This is a genomic window from Ktedonobacter racemifer DSM 44963 (genome assembly GCF_000178855.1).
Classification (GTDB): domain Bacteria; phylum Chloroflexota; class Ktedonobacteria; order Ktedonobacterales; family Ktedonobacteraceae; genus Ktedonobacter; species Ktedonobacter racemifer.
This window is the reverse complement of record NZ_ADVG01000002.1, coordinates 1,450,593-1,473,740: the sequence shown is the minus strand read 5'-3', so window position 1 is coordinate 1,473,740 and position 23,148 is coordinate 1,450,593. Positions and strand designations below refer to the sequence as shown.

Sequence of the window (23,148 nt, the reverse complement as noted above, 5' to 3'; positions counted from 1 at the left end):
ACATGGCTTATCGCTGGTCGCGTGTCCCTATGGCGGCATGCTTTTGCCTTGTACTTCTATTTATGCCATTGAGTGGATGTGGCTTCAATGAGAGTGCCAGGCATGCGCAGACGGGTCTTCTTGGTATCTTGGACCCGGGCGCGACATACACGGTCGATTTCTGGGAAGCTTTCCCCAGCGGAGCTAACAAAGACACGGTTGAGCAGCTCGCTCAGCAATATATGGATCAGCATTCTAATGTCACCATCAATCTCCAGGCCTTTGACTCCTATGATACCTTGAAGACCAGGCTTACGGCGGCCATCGCGGCCCATAAGCCTCCCACTATGGCCCAGGTCTATGAGAGCTGGGCCGCGCAATACCAGCAGACCAACGCACTCGCTCCGCTCCAGTCCTATCTCTCCGGTGAGAACGGCTTAAGCCAGGCCGATATCGCTGATTTCTACCCCACGCTCTGGCGTGATGGCCAGCTCGCTGGCACCCAGTATATGCTGCCCTTCAACAAGAGCGTTGAGGTGCTCTACTATAACGCCGATCTCTTGAAGGCGGCAGGCATCAAACCGCCGGATACCATGAGTGAACTGGAGGCTGCTATTAAGAAGGTCTCCAAGGGCGACGGCTCGCGCTGGGGTCTCTCCTTTACGCCCCAGGTCGATGAGTGGGCAACCTTCTATAAAGCCTTTGGAGGCGGTGACTTTATTAGTGCGGACAGAAAGATGACTACCTTTAGCGAGGGCGCGAACGCGAAACCCGCCCTGCAAGCCATGGATGACCTGGCTCCCCTGGCCGACTCTGGCGCGATTCATATCACCCGTGAGGACGCCTGGCAGAACGATTTTACCTCGGGCAAGGCGGCCTTCGCCATCGGCTCCGTCTCGCATTACCCCTACCTGCTTAAGAGCATACATAATAAGCTGCATATAGGCCAGGTTCCGCTGCCTGCCGGCTCCGGTGGGCGCTATACTTCGCTCTACGGTACAAATCTCGCCCTCTTCTCCGACAGCGACAACGCGGCCCGGAACGCGGCCTGGGACTTTATGAAGTTTCTCGTCAGCCCCGAAGCTAATGCGAACTTCGTCCAGGCCACGGGCTATATTCCCGTGCGTAAGTCCGTCTATGAGGGCGCACCCCTCAAGGCCTTCTACACACGTTATCCTGAGCGCAAAGTCGGCCCCGAATCCATCGCCTACGGCTTCGTCCCCAGCATTCTCCCCGCCTGGGACCAATGCCGCTCAACCATCACCACCAGCTACACCAGCGCCCTTACCGGCCAGCTTTCCTCAGACTCCGCCCTCCAAAAGATGGCCAACACCTGCAACTACGCCTTGGCCTTAGATTCTTAAGAGAAAGAAGTTAATAAATGGATGAGAGTGGTCCTGGCGGAGCCAGGACCACTCTCATCCATTTATTAATCCCTCTGCGCGCCGCAGGCGCGAAGAGATATGCTATACTTGGCAGAAATTGCTAGAAAGAAAATGCTAGAAAACAAATGCGATACATTCGCAAAAACTATGAGTATAGGGTCCCTATAATGAAAACGTGGCAGGTAGATCACCCGGACGGACCAGATCTACAAAAGAAACGCTTTGCCATGACGCGCATCGACTCGCGCGAGTTCTCAGGCTATGTAAGCCTGCTCTTACTGGAGCAAGTGCGCGAGCCGCTCATGGTAACGTTGCCAGGGACGGAAGTGTGCATAGCCGACGATGGCTTCCTTTGGTTGCAACACTTCCCGGCTGGCGCGCGTTATGCCGTCACCTCTATCTTTAATGCGCAGCGCGAACTGGTGCGCTGGCGCGTAGATATTGTGGCGCGTCACTATCTTAATGAACAGGGCATGCTCACTTGCGAGGGCCTCTATCTTACTATCGACGTTTCGCCCCTGGGGGAGATTCACCTACTGGGGATCGTTGACCTGGACGAGGCACTGCGCAAGCAAGCGGTGAGCTCGGTTATGTATGAGACGGCCTGGCGTGAAGCCGACCACCTGATGCTAGCATTGGAGGAAGATGCCTTCCCCCTGCTCTGGCTCGGTGAAGAGGACCTGGAGCGCCTGTTACCAATGCTATAACCAATGCTAAAACTCTCTTTCTTTTCTTTTATTCTTCCTATCGAAAACCTGAGCGCGAAGCGCTAGCCACGATAGTGGCGTTGGTTTTCGCATAAGGAGCTATGTAAAAAAACTCCACCACGGTTTGTAGGGACGCAAGCTGATTTCGTTTCAACCTGAGGGAGACCCGAACGGCGCATCGTTGTACATGCGTTAGTTCGGGCCTCTTTTTTTTGGCACAATTGTGTAGGTTGTGAGTTTGCTAACAGCACAGTTGATCGCTACGTGGTATGCTGCTAATTGCCCTGGATGCCTGCCCTGCGCCCTTTATTTTTCATGCATAGGCAAAACAGGCAAGTGAGCGTGCAATAGTCGACGCGTACAGTATAATAGTGCGTAAGTCTCGTTCGTTTGAGAGAGAACTCACTCATCACAGAAATAAATTCTTTCGGGAGAAAAGTTATGGTAGACCTGGAAGGAAGGACCCTTGACCGCTACGAATTGCGGCAAATCATCGGTAAAGGTGGTATGGCGGACGTATACGAGGGATACGACACCCGCTTCCAGCGTATCGTGGCGGTCAAAGTATTTAAACGCGACGATGAAGAGATGCGCCGCCGCTTCGAGCGCGAAGCCCGGGTAATGGCACAGTTACGCCATCCTTATCTTATTCCTATTTTTGACGCGGGTAGCAACAGCGTTGATGGCTACGAGTGCTACTATTTGGTGATGCCCTATCTTGAAGGAGGGACGCTGCGCACCCACCTGCGCCGCTCGCCGCTCAAGCCAGAGGAGGCCGCCCGTATCTTGCGCGATATCGGCTCCGCTCTCGATTATATCCATGCGCGCGGCATCATCCATCGCGATATCAAGTCTTCAAATGTCCTGCTGGACAACGAGGGGCGTTGTTATCTTGCTGATTTTGGCATCGCTCGCAGCACCGGCGACGTGACCCAACTCACCTCAACCGGCTTCTTGATGGGTACGGTTGACTACATGGCACCCGAACTCTTCGAGGAGGACCGCAAGGCCGACGCTCGTAGCGATCTCTATGGCCTGGGTGTGCTACTCTTTGAGATGGTCACTGGCCGTGTCCCCTTTGAGGCTGCGAACCAGATCGCCGTTGTTTCGCTGCACATCAATAAGCAGCCGCCATCGCCACGACGCTATGCCTCAAACCTGCCCGTCGCCGCCGAGAAGGTCATTCTCAAGTCTCTGGAGAAGCGCCCGGAGCTACGCTATTCTAGCGCGACCGAGATGGCCGATGCCTTCACCAATGCGCTCCAGGAGCAGCCGCAGGCTAAACCGGAGCCGAAAGGGGCCACCTTCCACTCCGACCGCACGGTCCGGGGAGAGCCCCCCGCTGGAACCATGCATTCGGCGCGCACTGAGCGCGCTGATGCGGCCCCCGCCGAGCCCTCCATCCATTCGCTGCGTACCGAGCGCGCCGATGGTCCGCTGGTATTGCCATCACCGCCCCCCGGGCAGCGCGCAGCCGAACCCAACCGGGGCCAGCCTCCTTACCAAGCGGCGCATTCGCCCCAGAATTATGCCCCGCACGCTGGCACTCCCACACGCGAGCAGGCGCCCCGAACTTCTCAGCAGAACTACGGGCAACAGGGTTATGGGCAGCCTCAGTCTCGCCAGTATCCTCCAGAGCAGCAGCGCTACGGGCAGCAGGATCGCTATGATCAGCCCCAGGCACGTTCTGCCTCCTCACCCCAGCACCAGGCGCCGCGTCCACGTCCCGCCGCGCCCACGCCCCCACCCGAGCCACCCTCTCCCAATCGCGGCTACATCATGGTCGGTGTCGCCCTTCTCATCTTGCTCATCATCGCCGTTCCCGCCTATATGCTCTTGAAGAACGGCACGCCAGGCACCAGCAACAACGGCACAAACGGCTCGAGCGCCACGGCGATCAGCACCCAGGACCCTGGCGCGGCCCAGACAGCCCAGGCGCAGGCGCAGGCCACTCAGCAGGCCCAGGCGACAGCCTCGGTCATCAGAACCGCGACCGCGACCAACCCCGTCTATCAGGACCCCCTGACAGACGCTGGCAGCGAGGCGGGATGGGAATCAAGCTCCAGTTGTTCCTTCATTCCTAATGAGGGCTATCACGTGACGGTGGCCAAGGGTTTTCTAGGCTCAAGCTCAAGTAAGGGTTGCTCGGAGAGCCAGAAACAGTTTGGTGACCAGACCATTAGCGTAGATATGCTCATCAAGAGCGGCGATGGCGGCGGTGGCGTCTACTTCCGTGTCGCCAAGAGCGTTATTGGAACCTACGCGGGCTATCTCTTTCAGATTGGACCCGATGGACACTACAAAATCTCTTCTTCGGGGAACTTCTCCACTGGCTCTACTCCCTTGAAAGAGGATAACATTACCACAGGTTTCCACACGGGTCCTGGCGTCAAGAATACGCTCCAAATCATCGCTCACGGGACAACGCTCTCATTCTATGTCAACAACACCTTTGTCGCATCGCTCAGCAATGCTGACCATCCAGATCAAGGTGTCATCGCCTTTCTCGCGAACGCACAGAAGGAAGATGCCGACGTCGTCTATAGCAACCTGAAAGTGTTTAATTGATTCAGATGAAAAAAGGAGTGCCCCTGGCCAGCCACAGGCTGGCCAGGGGCACTCCTTTTTTCATCTAAATCAGCCATGTACTACAAAGAGGCCCGCGACCTTCTGAATGCGCACGGCTCCCTGCGTGGCGATCTGCCTCTCAATGATTTCCGCCAGTGTGGCCTTCTGCTCATCTGTCAGATCCTTGCCCGCGCTGCCCGAGAGTATATAGTCGATCAACGGTTCGGCCTCGGTGACCACGAGCTGATCTTCGTTGCGAATGACCTCTACGCTGGCGAAATGTTGGCGTAACTCCTCCTCTCCCATCTCCAGGTGAAAGCTGAGCTGTCCCTGTTCGCCCCATAAATAATTGCCCGCGACCTGGTGGAAGAGCTCTCTGATTTCCTTGAGGTTGTCGCGCCCATTGGTCGCGGCATAGAAGCGCCCTGTGGGCTTGAGGACGCGCTGGATCTCAGCCAGGGCCTTCTGACGGTCAGGCACATGATAGAGCATATGATTGGCGATCACCATATCCAGGCTCTGGTCTGGTAAGGGAATGGCCTGCGCGTCTATAACCTGAAAGGTGAAGGGATAAGAACTCTTCGCCAACGTCTGCCGGGCCTCATCCAGCATGCCAGCGGAGAAGTCGGAGAGTGTGATAGAAGAATCTGAGGGTAAACGATCCAGGTTCCGCTGCCAGAGATGCGCGGGACCACATCCCAGCTCAAGCACTTTAGCGCCAGGGGTAAATGCCAGGTGATCGAAGATCCAGCGGTGCCAGTCATACTTATTCTGGCTAAAGCGTTGGTGAAGCTGGATGCGAACATTCAACTTCTCAGCGTTCTGATACTGATTGCCTAACAGGTATTGTTGATTGGCGATATCGCTCATAAATTATTCTCTTTCTCTTATTTATTTTTCTCCTCGTGCTGCTGGGATTGGCGTGGTGGCACAAGGTTGTGTTCGACGGCGTAGACGGCGGCCTCGCTGCGTCGCGTCAGGCCCAGCTTTTCGAGGATATGGCTGACATGATTGCGCGCCGTCTTCTCGCTCATGGAGAGCCCTTCGGCGATCTGCTTGTTGGTATAGCCACGGGCGACGAGGGCCAGGACTTCGCGTTCGCGCTCGGTAATGGCCTCCTTAGGCGCATTTGCCGTCGCGGTCGTGAGCGCTTGCTGCCTCTGTTTGGGATCGAGCAGCGAGGCCCCGGTGGCGACCCGGCGAATGGCCTTGAGCAGTTCGGCACGACTCACGTTTTTGAGCAGGTAGCCGCTGGCCCCGGCGAGCGTGGAGGCGAGGATAGCGCGCTCATCTGTGTAGGAGGTAATCATCAAGATATTGACCTGAGGATCGCGGCTCTTAATCTCGCGGCAGGCCTCGATCCCGCTCATCTTCTCCATGCGCACATCCATCAGGATCACCTGGGGGGCGAGGACACCGACCTTGGCGACGGCCTCAGCGCCATTGCTAGCCTCGCCCACAATGGTAATATCCGGCTCAAGCTCGAACGCGGCGCGCATACCCAGGCGTACCACTTCATGATCATCAACCAGCATCAAACGTATCTTGCTCATCTGGAGCCTCCTCTGCTCAGTGCTTCTCCGAAAACTTGTGTGCGCTCGCGCTAGCCGCGAGAGCGGTGTTGGTTTTTGCATGAGATAATGGAATCCAGACGCGGACCAGCAGGCCACTCGCCTGCCCGGGAAGAATATCCAGGGTCCCGCCCAGTTCAGTCGCGCGCTCGCGCATGCCTGTGAGTCCATGCCCCGAGTAGAAGCGCGTGCCGCTTCTGGCTGGCTCGGGCAACCCCTTACCGTTATCGCCTATCTCGACCAGGATGTCTTCTGGACCCTGGCGCAGCGCCACCTCTATCCGTGTGGCCTCGGCATGCTTATATGCGTTGGTCAGCGCCTCCTGGACGATGCGGAAGAAGGCTGCGTACACCCGCTCGCGCTGGCGTGCATACTCATTATCGCCGTCGGTGGATGCCTCCTCGCCTTCCACACGCAGGCTGGTTGGCACCTCGCTAATCGTCTCAAACTCGCGTAACTGCCCCTGAATGATGTCTTGCAGGCTCAGGTGCTCCTGATTGAGCGGTTTGAGCGAGAACATATAGCTACGCGTCTCCCACAGCGCCTGTTTGGAGATGGTCACCAGCTTTTGTAAACGCTCCTCAAGAGGGTTGAGTTGCTCTGCCTCCTCCTCTGATGCCTCCATCAAGCGTTGGGTATAGGCGATGCAGGTCTCAGCGCTGATCTTGAGAATATAAATCAATTGGGCCACGCCATCATGGATCTCACGCGCGATGCGGTTGCGCTCCTCCTGGGCGGTCAGCAGGATGGTCTGCTCGGTCAGGCGGATATTCTCCAGGGCTGTGAGCAACTGTGTGCCAGCGATTACCAGAAAGTCTTCCTGTTTCTCATCAATGGGGCGGTGGCTCTCCACACCCAGGATTAGCTGGACTTCGCCTTGTTTGGCGAAGGGGAGGTAGAGCTGGTGGGGAAAACGTGGAGGATAGAGATGGGGCACAGGAGGCTCAATTCTTGTCAGCCGCTCCCCCGTCTGGCGCACCTGTTCAAACAGCTCACCAGGAAGCGATACCTCGCTCTCATGCGGGAGATGTGCAGGCGAGGTATAGATCTCTAGCTGCTGCGGGCGGGGCGCCTCAGTATCGGCCATATCCGTATCCAATTCGGGTGTGTGAGGCACCAGGGCGAGCGCCAGGCTCTCAAAACGCCCGCCCTGACGGAGCTGCTCGGCACTCTTCGTAAGCAAGTGTTGGCGTTCATAGGCCGCCTGGATGAGCACATTGCCCAGGTCGAGCTGCGCCTTCTGCTGCCGCACGTTCGCCTGCTCGCTCTGCAAACTTCGCACATAGCGATCCAGCAAGGAGATAATTAAGGCCGCCACCAGCGCCGCCACCGGCGTATCAACCAGCGAACCCACGACATCGATCACATTGGGGGTATAGAGGGGATCGGCATAGGTGGGCCGGAAAAGTATGCCCAACACGATAAAGAGATCGTAGCCCAGGGCCGCGCCCAGTCCTCCACGATAGCCATAGGCCAGTGCTGCCGCGAAGGCCGTTGAGATCCCATAGCGATAGAAGGGCGAGGAGGTGCCAAAGTAGGGATGCAAGGCGAAGGGGCCGCTCAGGTAGGTCACCAGTCCACAGACCAGTAAATCAATGCCGTAGAGAATAAGATTGCTATAGGGGTTGCGCAGGCGAGCCAGGGCAGTTGGAATCGGCTCTTCCTCGTCGATCTCACTGCGTGGAGGAGGGGCGAAGGGCAGGCGCAGACGAGGGAAAAAGTGGCGTGCGACTGGGGAGTATAGTGTCACGATCAGCGTCTGCAACAGCGTAACAAAGAGGAGCACGACGCTGATCCCATACGCAGGATATTTTGTATAGGGTTCTCGTGAGCCAACAATTAGTACCAGGGCGTAGAGCCACATACTCCAACGCCATATCAGGAAGAAGTAGCTCGGCGTCGCGCGCAGCCTCTGCCCCGCCGTATCCGCTAGAAAGCGCTTGTAGATGCGCGCAAATATTGATGTATGTAACTTCATGAATGCCGCCTTTGCAGTTTCAAATACGCTTTCTCTTACCTCTGGCTCTGCTTAGTATCGCGTCTCTCCCCCTTGCTTGTCAACCTCTCGCGCCTGCGGCGCTCGCAGGTAAGTATGTTGGGGTGGGGCGAGGGCATCCGCCCTCGCCCCACCCCAACATACTTACCCCAGTAGCGGCCTGGAAGCGCTGTATGGGCCATGCAAGCATGGCCTAAAAGGCTCGCGATCCAGAACGAGACTACCCCGTGCCTACTCCTCAAAGGAGTGGTATGCTGGCGCGCGGGCCGCGGCCCGCGCGCCAGCATACCACTCCCTATAAGGCGAGCTTGCGAGCCGGGGGAATGTTTCAGGTATGATGGTATGTTATGGTGAATAGAAATATGATATTTGTTGGCAAATGGTATGGGTTATGTGGTATGGTATGGGTACACGCACCCTGTTTCCGTCTAGCTGAGGCTGAAAAAGAATGTATCATCAGAAGCATCATTTTTTCTTCCCGTGATTCAGGCGGAGAGCAGACAAAGCATTGTACATTTGAGAGAAGGGACGGTTTCTTATCGTGAAAAATGCCGAGCGCAAACGTGCAAATCTCATGGCTACCCTTGGCGATCTTAACCGGCCTATGCGTGTGCGCCCCGTCCGCTATATGGGACGTGAATGGTGGGCAGTTGATGCCGATGATACGTGGCCTGGCATGGTGATGGATCTCCGTCGCCTGGGCTTTGAGGCCGCGGCTCTAGAGGATAAGGTGTTGGTGCGTGAGAGTATGCCGACCATGTATGAGTCGAGCTACGAAGGCGGCCAGGACCCAACGGGCCTCAAACCTTTTCCCGCCGTTCATCCAACGATCACGATCCGCAAGGAGTCCTATTCGACTCGTGATTCCGACCTGTCATATCTCGATGAGTATGACGAGGAGGAAGAGGAAGAAGAAGAGGATCTGCTTGACGCCGAGGATCTGGACCGCGACGAGGAAGAGTAAGGCATAGCTCCTTTCAGCCATCGGCACAAGGGGTTGTCTTTCAATCGTGTGAGCGGAGCTAGCCGCTGCGAAGCGGCGTTCACGATTGTTTTTTAAGGGTATGCCGCGCAAAACCGATAATGCCTATTAAGATAACATGCCCCGCCATTCAATGGGGAATAGCTGGTCGTGGTATCTAAAATACAGAAGAGCGCTCACACCTTTATGAGTACCCACTCATAAAGGTGTGAGCGCTCTTCTTTGTCCTCTGTCCACGCCTCCCCTTACTCATGCTGCCCTCACATAGGCACTCTACATTCAGAAGGGCAGCAATCAGGTATGCTATAATGAAATGTAGAGTGCAGTTGACGTAAGATCCCGGAAAAGTGAGGATTGACCATGCAGAAGGATCCGCAGCAGGAGATACCGAGAGAAGCAGTTCTTGCGGACGCGGAGAGAGCGCACCATAATGGACAGGTAGCCGCCCCTGTGGGGAACTCTACCGCCCTTCAGGAGCTGCCTGGCGCCGAGGAGACACCTTTCCCGCCGGTAAGCCAGGGCAGCCCTCTAACCGATCAGTCGAGCCTGGCCGAATGCGTTGTCCCCTACCGGCAAGAATTGATGTTGCGTGGCAAGTCAAATTATACGGTCACGTGCTTTCTTTCAGACCTGAAGATGTTTAGTGACTTCGTCGGACCAGACACGCCTGTTGGACGTCTCTCCAAAGAGAACCTGGCTGACTGGCTGGTAAAGTTGAAATACGGCTCGGGCCATACGGCGGCCCCCAAGACCATGGCACGCCGGGTTACCTTTCTAAAGAACTTTTTCTCCTGGCTGGCGAGCGCCAACGCGATTCGCGAGGACCCCGCAGCCAGCCTGACCCTGGAGCGTCCCCTTCCGCCGCTGCCCGAACTCTTATTTGCCGAAGAGGTCCATGCTCTGTTAGAGGCTGCGTCTGAAGATCCCCGGTGTCAGTGCCTGGTATACCTGGTGCTATTTGCTGGTTTGAAGAAAGAAGAGGTTATGCGCTTGCGCGTGCATCACATCGATCTCAGCGATCCACGCGAACCCCTGGTCACGGTGCAATTCCCGGCCTCGACTGGCAAGCAGCACCGCGAGCGGCGCCTCCCTCTGCCACCAGAGTTCGCCAATATCTTTCGGAGCTATCAGCAGCAGTATCGCGTGGGCGACGAGGTCTTCAAATGCACTGACCGTAACCTGAACTACATCCTGGCGCGTGCCGTCAAGGCCGCGGAGATCAAGAAGCGCGTCACCCTCCAACTGTTGCGCGATACCTTCGCCGTGGAACAGCTACGCTCCGGCATCGCCCCCGAGGCTCTACGCGAGAAACTAGGCCTCTCCGACGAAGCCTGGCTCGAATCCCGCGAAAAGTACCGCCGCCTCGCCTTCCCCAAGTAAATAATACTGTCAAATAAATTGTGGAGTCCGTGCCTGGCACGGACTCCACAATTTATTTGACAGTATTATTTTTAATGCGTGAAGGGTGGGGGCGTCTGCATGGGGGGCTGCTGGGTATAGGCCACGTATTGTGCCTGGGCGAGCTGGCGGTTGAGCATGCCATTGAGCAGGATGGCGTTGATAATAATTGCCAGGATCGCCAGGGGTCCCAGGCAGAGCAGGCCAATGCCAAAGGTAAAGATGGTCCCCAGAATCACAACTGGCCAGTAGATGAAGATGCTGCCAAGCAGCAAGGCCAGTCCTACAGATGTCTTGCCTGCCGTGAGCCAGCCTACACCAAAGACCCCGAAAAGCGAGAGGAAGATCTCGATGATGAGTGCGCCATCGTTCTTGCGTGGCAGCGTAGGGATTGGCTGGGCCTGATAGGTGACATAGGTATAGGCCGTCTGGTGTCCTGGGTAGGAGCGATGGCGTGGATCTGAGGGGCCATAGCCATAGGAGCGTGCCTCGGTTCGCGGTATCTTGGGTGGGGCAATCTTCTCCTCGTATGGCTCTCCCTGGTAGCCCTCCTCATAGGAGGCGACGGCATTGAGCGTTGCTTCAAACTCGCGCTGATTATATTGTGTACTGGCTGAAACACGCCTCTGACGTGGCTCAAGGTGTGCCCCACAGGTGGGGCAGGTAGTGGTATGGTTCGCGATCTCGGTTCCACAATATTCACAGCGCATATCGTCCGTGTCCTTCTATTTGCCGGGTTAGTCATTGTTAGCTATGTTTCATCAAGAGCTAGAGAACGAATCATTCTCAGTGAAGCTCTGCCATCCCTGCCCTGTGTCGCAAAGCGTCAATGTGCCAGTCCGCGCGATAAAGCGTATAGTGAGAGTACTCAACAGGCCGCCTGTCTCACGCGACAGAAGTGTAGATAACTCCTCACTGCTCGTTGAAGATGCCTGTTTATTCACTCCCCGCCCGGGCGCGCCCGGCGTGACGACGAGCTGTGCTGGCTGTGCCTTCGTCAACAAGGTCGCCAATGCCTGGGGAAAGGGTTTGTTCGCATTGTCTACTACCTGTACGATGTCAGCTTGCAGGTACGTCGGCTCAATATCGTCGAGTAGTCCCTGTAAGGCATAATTACTTGTCGCGGCCTCCTCCAGCAAGAGCAGGCTCAGTCCCGGCGCGGTCAATCGTAAGACTAAGCTGTTATCGCGTGCCTCATCACTGCCCTTGTGCAGCTCCAGAGGCCAGAGTACCTGGATTTGCATATTGGCACCTGACGGAATTATGCTTCCTTGCTGCGCCACCACATAGGGAATGGCGCGTTCACTTATAGTACGCCGCCAGCGGGCGTAGGTTGCGCTGGGGTGAAGCATTCCTGCGTCTACTGCTCTTCCAATAGTGTATCTTGCCGCAACGTCTTGTAAACCCGTAATATGATCCTGAAGTGGAGCTGTAAGCATTACTGTATCGAGAGTGTGTTGCCAGGGCGAGAGAAGGCGATCCAGGGCCAGCCCAACCCCAGCGCTATCAAGCCCTCCATCAATCAGGCTGTTGTGTCCATCTGTGCTCTTGAGAAAGATCGCCGTCCCCGCCTCTGGCTGTGCAGGCGATCCCAGGCTAAAAAAAGTTACCTCGGCCTGATTAGTGGACGCCTGAGCCTGGGCCTGAAATAATGCGAGACTGCAGGTAAGCAAGATGAGTGCCGCCATAAGTAGCCTGACCCGTGGTGGAAGTTGTTGCACCTCTCTACGCTGTCTGGTGAGCGTGCCTCTCTGGCGTGAGGCTTCCCTGGCCTTGTTTATGATCTGTTCTTGTGTGAGAGGCCACAGGTACCACAGGTAATAGAGTGCACCCAGGAGCGCGTAGTAGAGCCATATCAGGAGTGTATCAACATTGCCTACATTCAGGGCAGACCAGGAGAGGTGCGCGCACCAGGAAATAACCACCGCGACATAATGGACAAGAGGCCATGCCAGCTCTCCGCAGAGCTGGAGCAGAAGCGGGCTAAGTACACCAATGGCGCAGAGGAGCGCGCCAAGCACAAGCAGGGTTCCCAGCAGAGGCACAGTAAGCAGATTGGCCAGGGGAGCCACCAGCGAGACAACATGGAAGGTTACCGCCACAATCGGAAGGGTCGCGACCTGCGCCGCCAGGGTCACAGCCAGGAGTTCGCCGAGATAGCCACCACCGGGCAGGCGTTGCAAGGGATGCAGCATACGCGTCAGCGCAGGTGTTAAAAACGTTTCCAAGCAATTATGCCAGATGTTGACAAATGAAGGCGTCTCTGGTAGAGTTCTGTTAGAAAGAATGTTCTTGTGTGAAACAACAAGAGAGAGGCACATCGACACGAAGGACGTGTTGTTGGAAAGGGAGGAGCCCACCAGATGCAGTTGGTCGAACGACATCTCATTCGTCACCAGGATGCACGCTTTGCCGTCATTGACCAGGCGGCCTTTGCCTCCAAAAATCTGTACAACCAGGCCAATTACCACGTCCGGCAAGCCTTCATTCACGAGGGAACTTACCTGCCCTACGCTGCCATCTTCCATCGCCTGAAACACCATGAGGCCTATTGTGCCCTCCCTCGCAAAGTCAGTAATGCCATCCTGATTCAGCTTCACGACAATTGGGTCAGCTTTTTTGCGCGTGATGGAAGCCTACCGCCAAGACCCCACTCCCTTTACAGGACGCCCCAAGATCCCTGGCTATAAAGACAAGACCAAAGGCCGCTTCCTGCTCATCTACGAGAAAAAAGCCCTGGGCAAGAGGGCATTCAAGCGCACGGGCAAGCTCGTCCCATCAGGATTGCCCATCGAGATCGCGACTCAGATTACCTGGCAAGCCATCAGGCAGGTACGCATCGTTCCACGCGCTGATGGCTACATGCTGGAGGTCGTCTATGAGCAGGAGCTCCAACCGGCTGCGGTCAACCCACAGCTTCGAGCAGCCGTGGATGTGGGCGTCAATGTGCTGGCTGCCATTACCAGCGACAAACCTGGTTTTGTGCCTCGTCTGGTGAGTGGCAAACCCCTCAAAAGCCTCAATCAGTGCTACGTGCGATCCGTTCAGCCGAAACTTGCTGGATAAGTAAGGGGAAGGCTGGCAAGACATTGATCAATGTCTTGATAACTGATTATCTGACGTGAGGTGCAATTCCTCACCTGTGAAGTGAGCACGGAAAGACGATGCCCTACGGTAGCGACTGGTCCTCAATCCGTAAAGCGGGTATCCAGGAGAGGAAACTGCTAGTCTGAAGCAGACCCATCTCCGAGTCAGGCGGCTATGGTTAGCAGTTCATTCAACAGAATGAATAACGCGAATGTGCAACGGAACCATCGTTAGGTTGAACAAGTCAAACAGGCTGATAGACTTGACCAAAAGGTAAGGTACCAATCTGCGAAACAATGGAGAAAGTGAAAGGGTAGTGTAGTGATACCCTGCCTCACTCACTAGCGTACCCGGTGGATAGCACAAACCTACGGCAGCGCAAAACAGATAATCGGAACGGAGTAACTCGAAGGTACGCTCTCATTGGAGGTCGATACGATGAGCAGGAAACCATCCGCAAGCTGCCTCCGAGAAGGATTGCCTAAAAAGCCAATGCCTGGGGTAATGCCCAGGATATGCTGACGTAGGCACGGTAACATGGAATGAAGAGAAACGAGTAGTATGGTGAAAACGAAGGCACCCAAGATCAAGCTACCACCTGACCCTGAGAGTGAAAGTTGGAACAAGCTGCCCTGGCGCAAGCTCGAGCAGCATGTTTACCGCCTACAAAAGCGCATCTTCAAAGCCGAGAGCCGTGGCAACACAAGAGCAGTCCACAAACTACAGAAACTTCTGATGAAATCCAGAGCGACAAGGCTTTTAGCGGTTCGACGAGTGACCCAAGACAACCAGGGAAAACGCACAGCAGGCATTGACGGAGTAAAATCAGTCAAACCGGCCCAGCGTTTCACTCTGGCTGAACAAATCCACCCCAAGCAATGGTCTCAATACAAACCCCAACCAGTGCGAAGGATCTATATTCCCAAGCCTGGAAAGGATGAGAAAAGACCCTTGGGGATTCCCATCATGCGAGATCGCTCGCACCAGTGCCTCGTAAAGTTCGCTTTAGAGCCACAATGGGAAGCCAAATTTGAACCCAATAGCTTTGGTTTCCGCCCTGGACGTTCCTGTCATGATGCAATTCAAACCATTCACACCAATATCTGCACACAGGCAAAGTATGTCCTGGATGCCGATATTAAAGGAGCATTTGATCATATTGATCATCAGGCACTTCTCGCCAAACTCGACACCTATCCCGCAGTAAGGCTGCTTGTGAAAGCTTGGCTCAAAGCGGGAATCATTGATAATGGCATATTTGACGAGACCCGGAAAGGAACCCCGCAGGGGGGAGTCATCTCACCATTACTTATGAATATCGCGCTTCATGGTATGGAAACGGACTTGATAGCGGCCTACCGGTGGAAGGAGGGACGACCCAAATTTGTCCGCTACGCCGATGATCTGGTGGTTTTCCATCCCAAGCTCGAAGGCGTCGAAAAAGCAAAAGAAATCCTTTCGGAATGGTTACAGCGCATTGGACTAGAACTCAAGCCGAGCAAGACACGGATCACGCACACCTTGATGGAATATCAGGGAAAAACGGGATTTGATTTCCTTGGTTTCACCATACGCCAGTATCCGATGGGGAAAACACACACCGGAAAGCGGCCTAATGGTCAACCACTTGGCTTCAAGACACTCATCAGACCCAGTAAGGAAGCGATTGCGCACCATGTGAAAGAAACGCATCGTCTGGTAGCAGAGCACCGGAGCATGAAACAGGAAAAGCTCATTAAAGAGTTGAACCCGGTCATTTACGGATGGGCAAACTACTACCGAAGCATCTGTGCAAGAAGGGCATTCAAGCACTGCGACATGGTACTTTTTCGACAACTGGAAAGATGGGCGAATCGCAGGCACCCAAACAAAAATCGACACTGGATTATGCAAAAGTATTGGAAAGTGGATGAAGGAAAGGGATGGATCTTCCGAACCCCCGACCTACAACTACGAAACCACCAACAAACATACATCCGGCGTCATGTAAAAGTGAAAGGAACTGCCAGCCCATATGACGGAAATCTTCTTTACTGGAGCCAGCGACTCAAGAAACACCCGCTTCTTAACGGAGTTAAAGCAAAACTTTTACAGAAGCAAGAGGGAAAATGCCGTTGGTGTGGACTGTACTTCAAAGATGAAGACCTCATAGAGATCGATCACATTACCCCGAAAAGTGAAGGAGGCGGAGAGGAATTGAGCAACAAGTTCGCTCTCCATCGTCATTGCCACGACGAGCGCCACTCGAAAAAGGCCAACGGTACCTACGACAAAGGCCATGTTACTGAGGAGCCGTGTGACGGGAAACTGTCAAGCACGGTTTTGAAGACGAGTAGGAGTGGTGACACTCATGCTTAGTTTTAACAACAAACAGCGGGCCAGGCAGCAGCAACGCCTCGCGCATGAGAACCGATATACTTCACGCCACCTGGATCGTGTGACGACGAAGCGCAATCGCCGTGTGGATGCGTATTTACACATGGCCAGCCGTCGGATCATTGATCTGTTGGTGGGCGAAGGCATCGGGACGCTGGTGATTGGCAAGAATCCCTTCTGGAAACAGAATGTGAACCTGGGGCGCAGGAACAATCAGCAGTTTGTGCAGCTTCCCCATGCCCGTTTCATTGAGCAGTTAACCTACAAAGCGCACCTGGTGGGAATCAGGGTCATCCTTCAGGAAGAAAGCTACACCAGCAAGGCCAGTTTTCTGGACGGCGACCCCATCCCAGCCTATGAGCCGAACGCCGCTGAGAAGCCGGTGTTTTCAGGCAAGCGTGTGACTCGCAGTTGGTATCGTGCCAGGGATGGACGCCTCCTTCATGCAGATATCAACGGATCCTACAACATTTTACGCAAAAGTAACTCCGACCCTTTGCAAGTGGGGCGAGGAGTAGCGGGAGCGGCAGTTCTCCCCAGACGGCTGGCCGTCTGAACGGATGACCTCTAGGCATAGTGGTCATCATTTTAAGATACTGTAAGGAGCAGAATGCCCAGCGTACCCGCAAACGAGAGCTGGAAGCCGACAGTTCACTAGTTAACGCTAGGGATTGCTAATTCTCTTCCGATCCAGGATTCTAACGGCACTCGTGCTCCATCACCACATCTGTCATTTGCATTGATCTTGTTTGGAAATCTCAGTACAATGGGTAGTAAGAAGAGGACAGCGGATAGGAGGGAATATGCGCGCTGCTACTCGCATTCAAGGGCGCTTTGTTTCAACCTGTGGTCTAAAAAAGATCGCAGGCCTTTCAGGAAGCCGCTACCAACTTGTTATCGTTGACTAGGCCGGGCACCCCGTTTCACACCTCATGGGGTGGCATCGTTTACGCCAGCAACAACCCGGGACAGACGGCACTCGGCGCACTTACTTGCTTCCAATAATAGAGATCAAAGTGCTTTTTATGAGTATAGTATGCTTGAGTTAAAACAGTCAATATTTATGGTAATAATAGCTAATATTGTGTAAAATGCGTATGTGGATAAGATGGATGTAGATAGGGCTGGAAGCCGATTTTGCTATGCTCGGACAAGAGTCTTGAAGCCGGTTGACCTTTGTGGTATATTTATATGTGAAGTTCGTTCCCGTAGCTCAGTGGATAGAGCATCGGCCTCCGAAGCCGTGTGCGCTGGTTCGATTCCAGTCGGGAACATTTACGCAGGAGGTGGCTCGCAGAGCCACTTCTTTTTTTGCCCTTTCCTCTAAAAAACGCAAAACTGTATGCCTATTTCTCAAAACCACATGCGTACCTCCTGAAAAACTACGTGCCTTGTCGCCGACAATAGCTACGTTTACCGATGCTCTATCCACTGAGCTACGGGAACGAGCTTCACACCAAGTATACCATACTTTTGACAACTTTTGACAACTTAGTTTTACTTTTAGGGTATTTCTGTCTCTGTGATTTGACAGTCTCTTTGTCCTCACTGGTGACACATATCCTGTCCAGTGGTTAGCTTTACAAGCCAGTTGAGAGCTATACCTGAGTATGGCAGTGCCCTGGTTTTGACGCATAAAAGCGACTATAGTGCAACTTTTGACGGATTTCCTGGTTCTCCGACCGGTTTGGTGGAGGTTGCGGATGTGATAAAATGAAAGGGTTATCATCTATTCGCACATTTTTTCAGAAAGAGCATTCCTTTGTCTCTGCATACTCTCTTTCCACATCTTCGCGGTTTCCGCCTTCTCTCCCTCCGTAGGGAAACGAGCCGTTTCGTTCTCATTTGTGAACGAGTAACACGTACCGCTCGTTGCCCTGTGTGTGGCACTTCCGCTCGCCGTATCCACAGCCGTTACGAACGCACGTGTGGGATCTGTCCATTCAGAACAGGCAAGTTCTCTTGCATCTACGTGTACGCAAGTTCTACTGTGATCAGCCTGATTGTCGCGACGCATTTTCACCGAGCGGCTTTCCCAGGTCACTTCGCCCCATGGTCGTTACACCTTTGGTCTGCGTCAGTTTCTTGGTCAACTTGGTCGGGAACAAGGCGGAGCATCTGGGGCGCGCAGCGCTCAACTCCTGGGTCTAGAAACAACCGAGCGCTCGGTCTTGCGCTTCATCCATACCCTTCCTCTGCCTGCCATTGTTGATCCACAGATCATTGGCATCGATGACTGGGCCTGGAAGCGGCGTGAGCGGTATGGAGCTATCGTCGTGGATCTCGAACGGAACCGACCGATTGCTCTGCTCCCTGATCGCTCACAGAAGACGGTCGCCCAATGGCTCAAGTGCTACCCCACAATCACCATCGTTGCGCGAGATCGGGGTAAGGAGTTTGCAGCCGCGATTACCGAAGCCCTTCCTCACGCCAAGCACGTAGCCGATCGCTGGCACCTGGCCAAAAATCTGACGGGATACCTGGATAAAGTTGTTTCCAGGCGCTGGAAACAACTGACTGGAGTGGTGGACGAAGCTGAGTTGCCACCCGAGCCTGTCCCCGTTTCTTCTCGGGTACGTCGGCCCCGCCAGTCTGTTGGTGAAGCACGCTATCAGCAGGTACTCGCTCTCCAAAAGGCTGGTTTTCCAGCAGGAACCATCGCCAAACGGCTGGGCGTTGGGCAACGGACGATCCATCGCTGGCTCGCACAAGAATATGGTGCCTATGCGGGACCTCGCAAACCGCGACGCAGCCCACTCGACTGGTCAACGCGATATCTGCGGGAACGATGGGAGGCTGGCGAGCACAACGGCTCGCTCCTCTGGGAGGAGTTGAAGGTTCAGGGTTATACGGGATCGAGTCGTAGTGTCTATCGACGTCTCGCCAAATGGCGGGATCATCCGCAGAAGATGGGATTGCCCGCTTCGCCTGAGTCGATTCCTCGCTCACCCTTTGAAGATGTGACCCCAGGCAAGGTTATTGGGTGGATGTTGGCACGTCCGGGAACGCTAACCCCGCAGGCTGAGGCACAACTTGATCAGCTCTGCCAGATGGATGAGCAGCTTTCGCAGGCACGAGAACTAACTCATGGCTTCCTGGACCTGATTCGCCACCACAGCGGTGAGAAGCTCGACACCTGGCTCAAAGATGTGCGTGCATCTCGCATCCGAGAATTCCTCACCTTTGCTCGCAGTGTCGAGCGAGACAAACCGGCGATTCTGGCGGGACTGACGCTTCCCTACAGTACAGGGCCTGTGGAAGGACACATTAACCGCCTGAAACTCATCAAACGAGAAGCGTATGGCCGAGCCGGGCTTTCTTACTTGCAACACCGCTTCTTACCAGCTGCCTGACGAGTTGGATCTACGACGTCTCAGTCCCACCACTGTACACCATGGCTCTCATCTCCTCGGAAAAGCGTGGGAGCCCGCCACGTCCAGCATCGGTTGCTGCCCTGAACCCAGCGGTCCCGTTGAGCATGAAGACGGCCAAACGCTCGCTTCCCAGATGGAGATACGGGAGGTCGCCATAGCCAAATTCTCCTCCGGCGTGTCCCCACACGGTTCCGCATGGTAACGGGTCAGCGATGAGACCAGGCCCATAACCCTCCTCGGCTGGGGGCTCATCAGGAAGGATGTGCATCATCTGTTTGAGTAGTGGACACCGACTCGTATGAGGGTTGACACATATTGCAAGTATCCCTTGCGATAAAAATGGGTCTTCACCAGAAAATCTCCATACTTTCTGATGAAGGCTAATAAAGCGGTGTTGGGTTCCCTCCATTTTCTTCTCCCGATATCCCCTCTAAGCAAGAGAGAAAAGAAGATATTTGAGAAGTATTTGAGGAAAAAGAGGACGAATAAAAGCACCCTCTGGCTCTACAGAAACGTCGAGGAGCGATGTTCCACGAAAATCAAAGGACTCAGGCGAGCTTCTCGGCATTTCTTCAATCAACGCCTCTCTAAAAATCTCTCATTTACCTTTTCCGCATGATTTGCCACCTTCTTAGAGGGAATATTGAGGGGAGAAAATGTTGGGAGCCTAAGGTGCTACATTTTTGGGTGGTGCATTCATCCTTGACTTTTCATTCCAACATGTGATATACTTCCCTTTTCAAATCGTCGGAGAGGAGCACCAGACAAGAGCATGGCGGGAAAAAAAGCCTTTCATCCAGAGCACGCACTGAAAAAAGCGATGGACGTGTTTTGGGAACGGGGATATGAAGGAACGTCAGTCGAGGATCTCGTCCAGGAGACGGGTCTTGGACGCGGAAGCCTGTACGACACCTTTGGAGACAAGCACGCGTTGTATCTTGCCGCACTCGATCGCTATTGCGCCTGGCATGGAGAACATATGGCTTCCTTTCGGAACCAATCAGGATCACTCCAGGAGATTCTGGAAAGCCTTTTCCAGACCTATATTGATCTTTTGCTCAGTGATCCTGCTCGTCGTGGATGCTTTCTCGTCAATGCCAATATCGAACGAGCCCCCTCCGATCCAGAAGTGTTCAAGAGGGTGCAGTCTGGCTACGATGCCATCGAGGAGGTGTTGTATCATCTCCTGATCAAAGCGCAGGCAGCAGGGGAGCTTTCCTGGACGTGTGATCCCCACCAGTTCGCTCATTTCTTCCTGGGGACGCTGATCAGTATTCGCGTGCTTGCGCGGGCCAGGGCTGATCGGAACGTCCTGCTGGATGTGATGAAAACGGCCTTGTTCGCGTTGCACTAAATTTTTTTGACCTCATGTTTGAATATTCATTCAAACATGAGGTTTACCCGTGGGATCTTGAGAAAGGTCTCTTCTGATTGGAGAAAAAGCATGCGTATCGAAGAGAACCAAAGAAGTCGGACAGGACTGCTGTTTGTTGATCCTTATAACGACTTTCTTTCGCCCGGAGGCAAATTGTATCCTCTCGCCAGAGAAGTTGCCGAGTCCGTGGATCTCCTGGCGCATCTGCGCGAGATTGTGAGCGCGGCGCGACAATCCGCCATTCCCATCTTTTTCGTTCCCCATCATCGCTGGGAGCCAGGAGACTACACGACCTGGAAGTATCCAACGCCGCACCAGCTTGCCGATGGCCAGCGTGAGGTGTTTGCGAAAGGAAGATGGGGCGGTGAATTCCATCCCGATTTTCCCGTCCAAAAAGGCGACATTGTGATCAAAGAGCATTGGGCACAAAGCGGTTTTGCCAACACGGACCTGGATCAACAGCTTAAGCAACATGGAATCCAACGCCTGGTGCTCATTGGCATGCTCGCCAATACCTGTATCGAATCGACCAGTCGCTTTGGCATGGAGCTCGGGTACCATGTGACCCTGGTGAAAGATGCGACGGCGGCTTCTAGTCGAGAAGCCATGCATGCGGCGCATGAGATCAACGGACCGACGTTTGCTCATGCGATTCTCACAACGAGTGAGATTGTTTCCCTGTTCCGCTCCCTTGAGGAGAGCGAACCAGTGCGTGCCCTCAAGCTGGAGAACGGAAAGACGGCCTGAAGGTCGGTTGCAAAGCAGCGCAAGGGTGTGCGCCAGGCAGAGGTTCCATTGCCAGATTTTATTCGTGACTCTCACGAGAAAGGAGAAATCCATCATGCTGCTCTTCTTTAAAGTGCGTGTCGAACCCAAGGATCTCTCACCAGATGATCTCTGGAAGATCTGGGAGAAAGAAGCTGATGTTCTGCAGGGAGCGATGGCCGCAGGGAAGGTGGTCGCGGCGTATAAGGTTGCTGGACAGCGGCGCGTCGTCGGGATCTTCAATGTCGAGTCTCACGATGAATTGGATCAGGTCTTGATGGCTGGCTTGCCAATGGCACCGTATCTGGTGTGGGAAGAACTCGTGCCAGTCCGTGAGTATACCAGCTTTGCCGACGACGTCAGGCGGCGTTGGAAGTAAGAGCATGCGTTTCGCTCCCTCTTTCTGGGGAAAGATACCTTTGGGGAGGAGCGGATACCATTGGCGAATGCGTTTTTCACGTGTGAAACGGTGTGACGTGAACGCTCGCAAAAAAACAGCAAAAACATGATGACCAAGGAGAAAGACATGGGGAAGCTCGAAGGAAAAATTGCCCTCATTACTGGTGGCAATAGCGGCATTGGCCTTGAGACAGCGAAGCAGTTTGTCAACGAAGGCGCGTATGTCTTCATCACGGGGCGCCGTGATCTGGAGGTAGCAGCAGCGGCCAGGGAGATCGGAAGGAATGTGACCAGCGTACAAGGAGATGTCTCGAAACCTGACGATCTTGATCGTCTCTTTGCACAAATCAAGCGGGAGAAAGGCAAGCTCGACGTTGTCTTCGCGAATGCTGGTATCTCGAAGATCGCCCCCTTGGGCAAGATAACTGAGGAGCATTACGACTCGCTCTTTAACGGTAATGTGAAAGGTCTGCTTTTAACCGTTCAGAAGGCGCTGCCGCTGATGCCGGATGGGGCCTTGATCATCCTGAATGCGTCCATCGTCGCCAGTAAAGGGTCGCCAGAGTGGAGCGTGTATAGCGCCACAAAAGCCGCCGTGCGTTCGTTCGCGCGGACCTGGACAATGGACTTAAAGGATCGCCGCATTCGCGTGAACGCCGTGAGCCCAGGGTTTATCGACACGCCCGCGTGGTATGCCACCGCAGCGGGCGAGCAACGCTTGCACATGATGTCCGAGAGTATTCCGCTCGGCAGACCTGGAACAGCCGATGAAATCGCCAGGGCCGTGGTGTTTCTCGCCTCCGACGACAGCAGCTACATCACGGGAACCGAAGTGTTTGTGGATGGCGGTTTTGCACAAGTGTAGGCCGTTCATCGTTTCTCTGCGAGGGGAGTGCCTCCGCTCACGGTATTCCCCAAGCTCTCGAGAAAACAAAAGCGGAAAGGTTCTTACCAATACTCAAGTGCCTTCCGTGTGGCAAAAGAAGGCTCGCAGTCGCTTCTGGGAAATCAAACGATGGGTGAGGTATTCTGATCTCTTGAATGCATACACATATGAGGTGTCTCAAGGTCGAAGAAACTCACGAACAATCTGTTTCACCAAAAGCGGCCATGAGTCTTTATCTGGGCTCTTGGACAATTTAGGTGTGTGGAGCTTGTGAATAATGCAGATCACTGCCAAACATCC

General features: G+C 54.4%; 19 protein-coding genes and 1 tRNA gene. 15 read left to right on the top strand and 5 right to left on the bottom strand.

Annotated elements, in window-relative coordinates:
* The first annotated feature begins 2 nt into the window (after positions 1-2).
* The 3 genes from KRAC_RS22760 to KRAC_RS62250 all read left to right on the top strand — a co-directional run bounded on the left by KRAC_RS22760 (position 3) and on the right by KRAC_RS62250 (position 4,639).
* Positions 3-1,343 carry an ABC transporter substrate-binding protein gene (locus KRAC_RS22760; RefSeq protein WP_007911157.1) on the top strand — a complete coding sequence of 447 codons (1,341 nt, stop codon included), beginning with the start codon at positions 3-5 and terminating at the stop codon, positions 1,341-1,343.
* A gap of 188 nt (positions 1,344-1,531) precedes the next feature.
* The gene (locus KRAC_RS22755; RefSeq protein WP_007911156.1) at positions 1,532-2,071 is read left to right on the top strand and encodes a DUF402 domain-containing protein; all 540 of its coding nucleotides are present in this window, start codon (positions 1,532-1,534) and stop codon (positions 2,069-2,071) included.
* A gap of 441 nt (positions 2,072-2,512) precedes the next feature.
* The gene (locus KRAC_RS62250; RefSeq protein ID WP_007911155.1) at positions 2,513-4,639 is read left to right on the top strand and encodes a serine/threonine protein kinase; all 2,127 of its coding nucleotides are present in this window, start codon (positions 2,513-2,515) and stop codon (positions 4,637-4,639) included.
* A gap of 69 nt (positions 4,640-4,708) precedes the next feature.
* Here the strand turns inward: KRAC_RS62250 and KRAC_RS22745 are convergent, their stop codons facing one another.
* From KRAC_RS22745 to KRAC_RS22735, 3 genes are read right to left on the bottom strand one after another with little or no spacing between them, the layout of a single operon-like run.
* The gene (locus KRAC_RS22745) at positions 4,709-5,509 is read right to left on the bottom strand and encodes a class I SAM-dependent methyltransferase (protein WP_007911154.1); all 801 of its coding nucleotides are present in this window, start codon (positions 5,507-5,509) and stop codon (positions 4,709-4,711) included.
* Between the two features lie 17 nt (positions 5,510-5,526).
* Entirely contained in the window at positions 5,527-6,192 is a 666-nt protein-coding gene (locus tag KRAC_RS22740) for a response regulator (protein ID WP_007911153.1), read from the bottom strand.
* A 16-nt stretch (positions 6,193-6,208) separates the two neighbouring features.
* Entirely contained in the window at positions 6,209-8,188 is a 1,980-nt protein-coding gene (locus tag KRAC_RS22735) for a sensor histidine kinase (protein WP_007911152.1), read from the bottom strand.
* A 559-nt stretch (positions 8,189-8,747) separates the two neighbouring features.
* Between KRAC_RS22735 and KRAC_RS22730 the strand changes: the two genes are divergently transcribed.
* A complete protein-coding gene (locus KRAC_RS22730) occupies positions 8,748-9,170 on the top strand; it encodes a hypothetical protein (RefSeq protein ID WP_007911151.1) in 423 nt (140 codons plus the stop codon).
* Positions 9,171-9,548: 378 nt separating this feature from the next.
* Complete coding sequence (locus tag KRAC_RS22725) at positions 9,549-10,568, top strand: tyrosine-type recombinase/integrase (RefSeq protein ID WP_007911150.1); 1,020 nt, start codon at positions 9,549-9,551, stop codon at positions 10,566-10,568.
* Between the two features lie 71 nt (positions 10,569-10,639).
* On the opposite strand, the gene KRAC_RS22720 is transcribed toward KRAC_RS22725, so the two are convergent.
* Together KRAC_RS22720 and KRAC_RS22715 are read right to left on the bottom strand one after the other, a co-directional pair.
* Complete coding sequence (locus KRAC_RS22720) at positions 10,640-11,296, bottom strand: hypothetical protein (protein ID WP_007911149.1); 657 nt, start codon at positions 11,294-11,296, stop codon at positions 10,640-10,642.
* A gap of 51 nt (positions 11,297-11,347) precedes the next feature.
* Positions 11,348-12,814, bottom strand: a complete 1,467-nt coding sequence (locus KRAC_RS22715) for a ComEC/Rec2 family competence protein (RefSeq protein ID WP_157506971.1) — start codon at positions 12,812-12,814, stop codon at positions 11,348-11,350.
* A gap of 135 nt (positions 12,815-12,949) precedes the next feature.
* On the opposite strand from KRAC_RS22715, the gene KRAC_RS76225 reads away from it, so the two are divergent.
* The 10 genes from KRAC_RS76225 (at position 12,950) to KRAC_RS22660 (ending at position 22,827) form a co-directional block, all read left to right on the top strand.
* Entirely contained in the window at positions 12,950-13,276 is a 327-nt protein-coding gene (locus tag KRAC_RS76225) for a hypothetical protein (RefSeq protein ID WP_244422228.1), read from the top strand.
* Complete coding sequence (locus tag KRAC_RS76220) at positions 13,215-13,652, top strand: hypothetical protein (protein WP_040444031.1); 438 nt, start codon at positions 13,215-13,217, stop codon at positions 13,650-13,652. Before KRAC_RS76225 ends, KRAC_RS76220 begins: the two co-directional genes overlap by 62 nt.
* Before the next feature lie 582 nt (positions 13,653-14,234).
* Positions 14,235-16,031 (top strand): group II intron reverse transcriptase/maturase, encoded by a 1,797-nt coding sequence (ltrA, locus tag KRAC_RS22705; RefSeq protein ID WP_007905969.1) that lies wholly within the window; start codon positions 14,235-14,237, stop codon positions 16,029-16,031.
* Complete coding sequence (locus KRAC_RS22700; protein WP_052568522.1) at positions 16,024-16,605, top strand: IS200/IS605 family accessory protein TnpB-related protein; 582 nt, start codon at positions 16,024-16,026, stop codon at positions 16,603-16,605. Before ltrA ends, KRAC_RS22700 begins: the two co-directional genes overlap by 8 nt.
* Positions 16,606-17,251: 646 nt before the next feature.
* A tRNA-Arg gene (locus KRAC_RS22695) sits at positions 17,252-17,323 on the top strand.
* A gap of 729 nt (positions 17,324-18,052) precedes the next feature.
* Entirely contained in the window at positions 18,053-19,402 is a 1,350-nt protein-coding gene (locus KRAC_RS22690) for an ISL3 family transposase (RefSeq protein WP_040444030.1), read from the top strand.
* Between the two features lie 793 nt (positions 19,403-20,195).
* Positions 20,196-20,777 (top strand): TetR/AcrR family transcriptional regulator, encoded by a 582-nt coding sequence (locus KRAC_RS22675; RefSeq protein WP_007911144.1) that lies wholly within the window; start codon positions 20,196-20,198, stop codon positions 20,775-20,777.
* Positions 20,778-20,867: 90 nt separating this feature from the next.
* On the top strand, positions 20,868-21,545 hold the full coding sequence (locus tag KRAC_RS22670; RefSeq protein WP_007911135.1) for a cysteine hydrolase family protein: 678 nt from the start codon (positions 20,868-20,870) through the stop codon (positions 21,543-21,545).
* Positions 21,546-21,639: 94 nt separating this feature from the next.
* On the top strand, positions 21,640-21,942 hold the full coding sequence (locus KRAC_RS22665; protein WP_007911133.1) for a muconolactone Delta-isomerase: 303 nt from the start codon (positions 21,640-21,642) through the stop codon (positions 21,940-21,942).
* Positions 21,943-22,089: 147 nt separating this feature from the next.
* The gene (locus KRAC_RS22660; protein WP_007911130.1) at positions 22,090-22,827 is read left to right on the top strand and encodes an SDR family NAD(P)-dependent oxidoreductase; all 738 of its coding nucleotides are present in this window, start codon (positions 22,090-22,092) and stop codon (positions 22,825-22,827) included.
* Positions 22,828-23,148 lie beyond the last annotated feature (321 nt).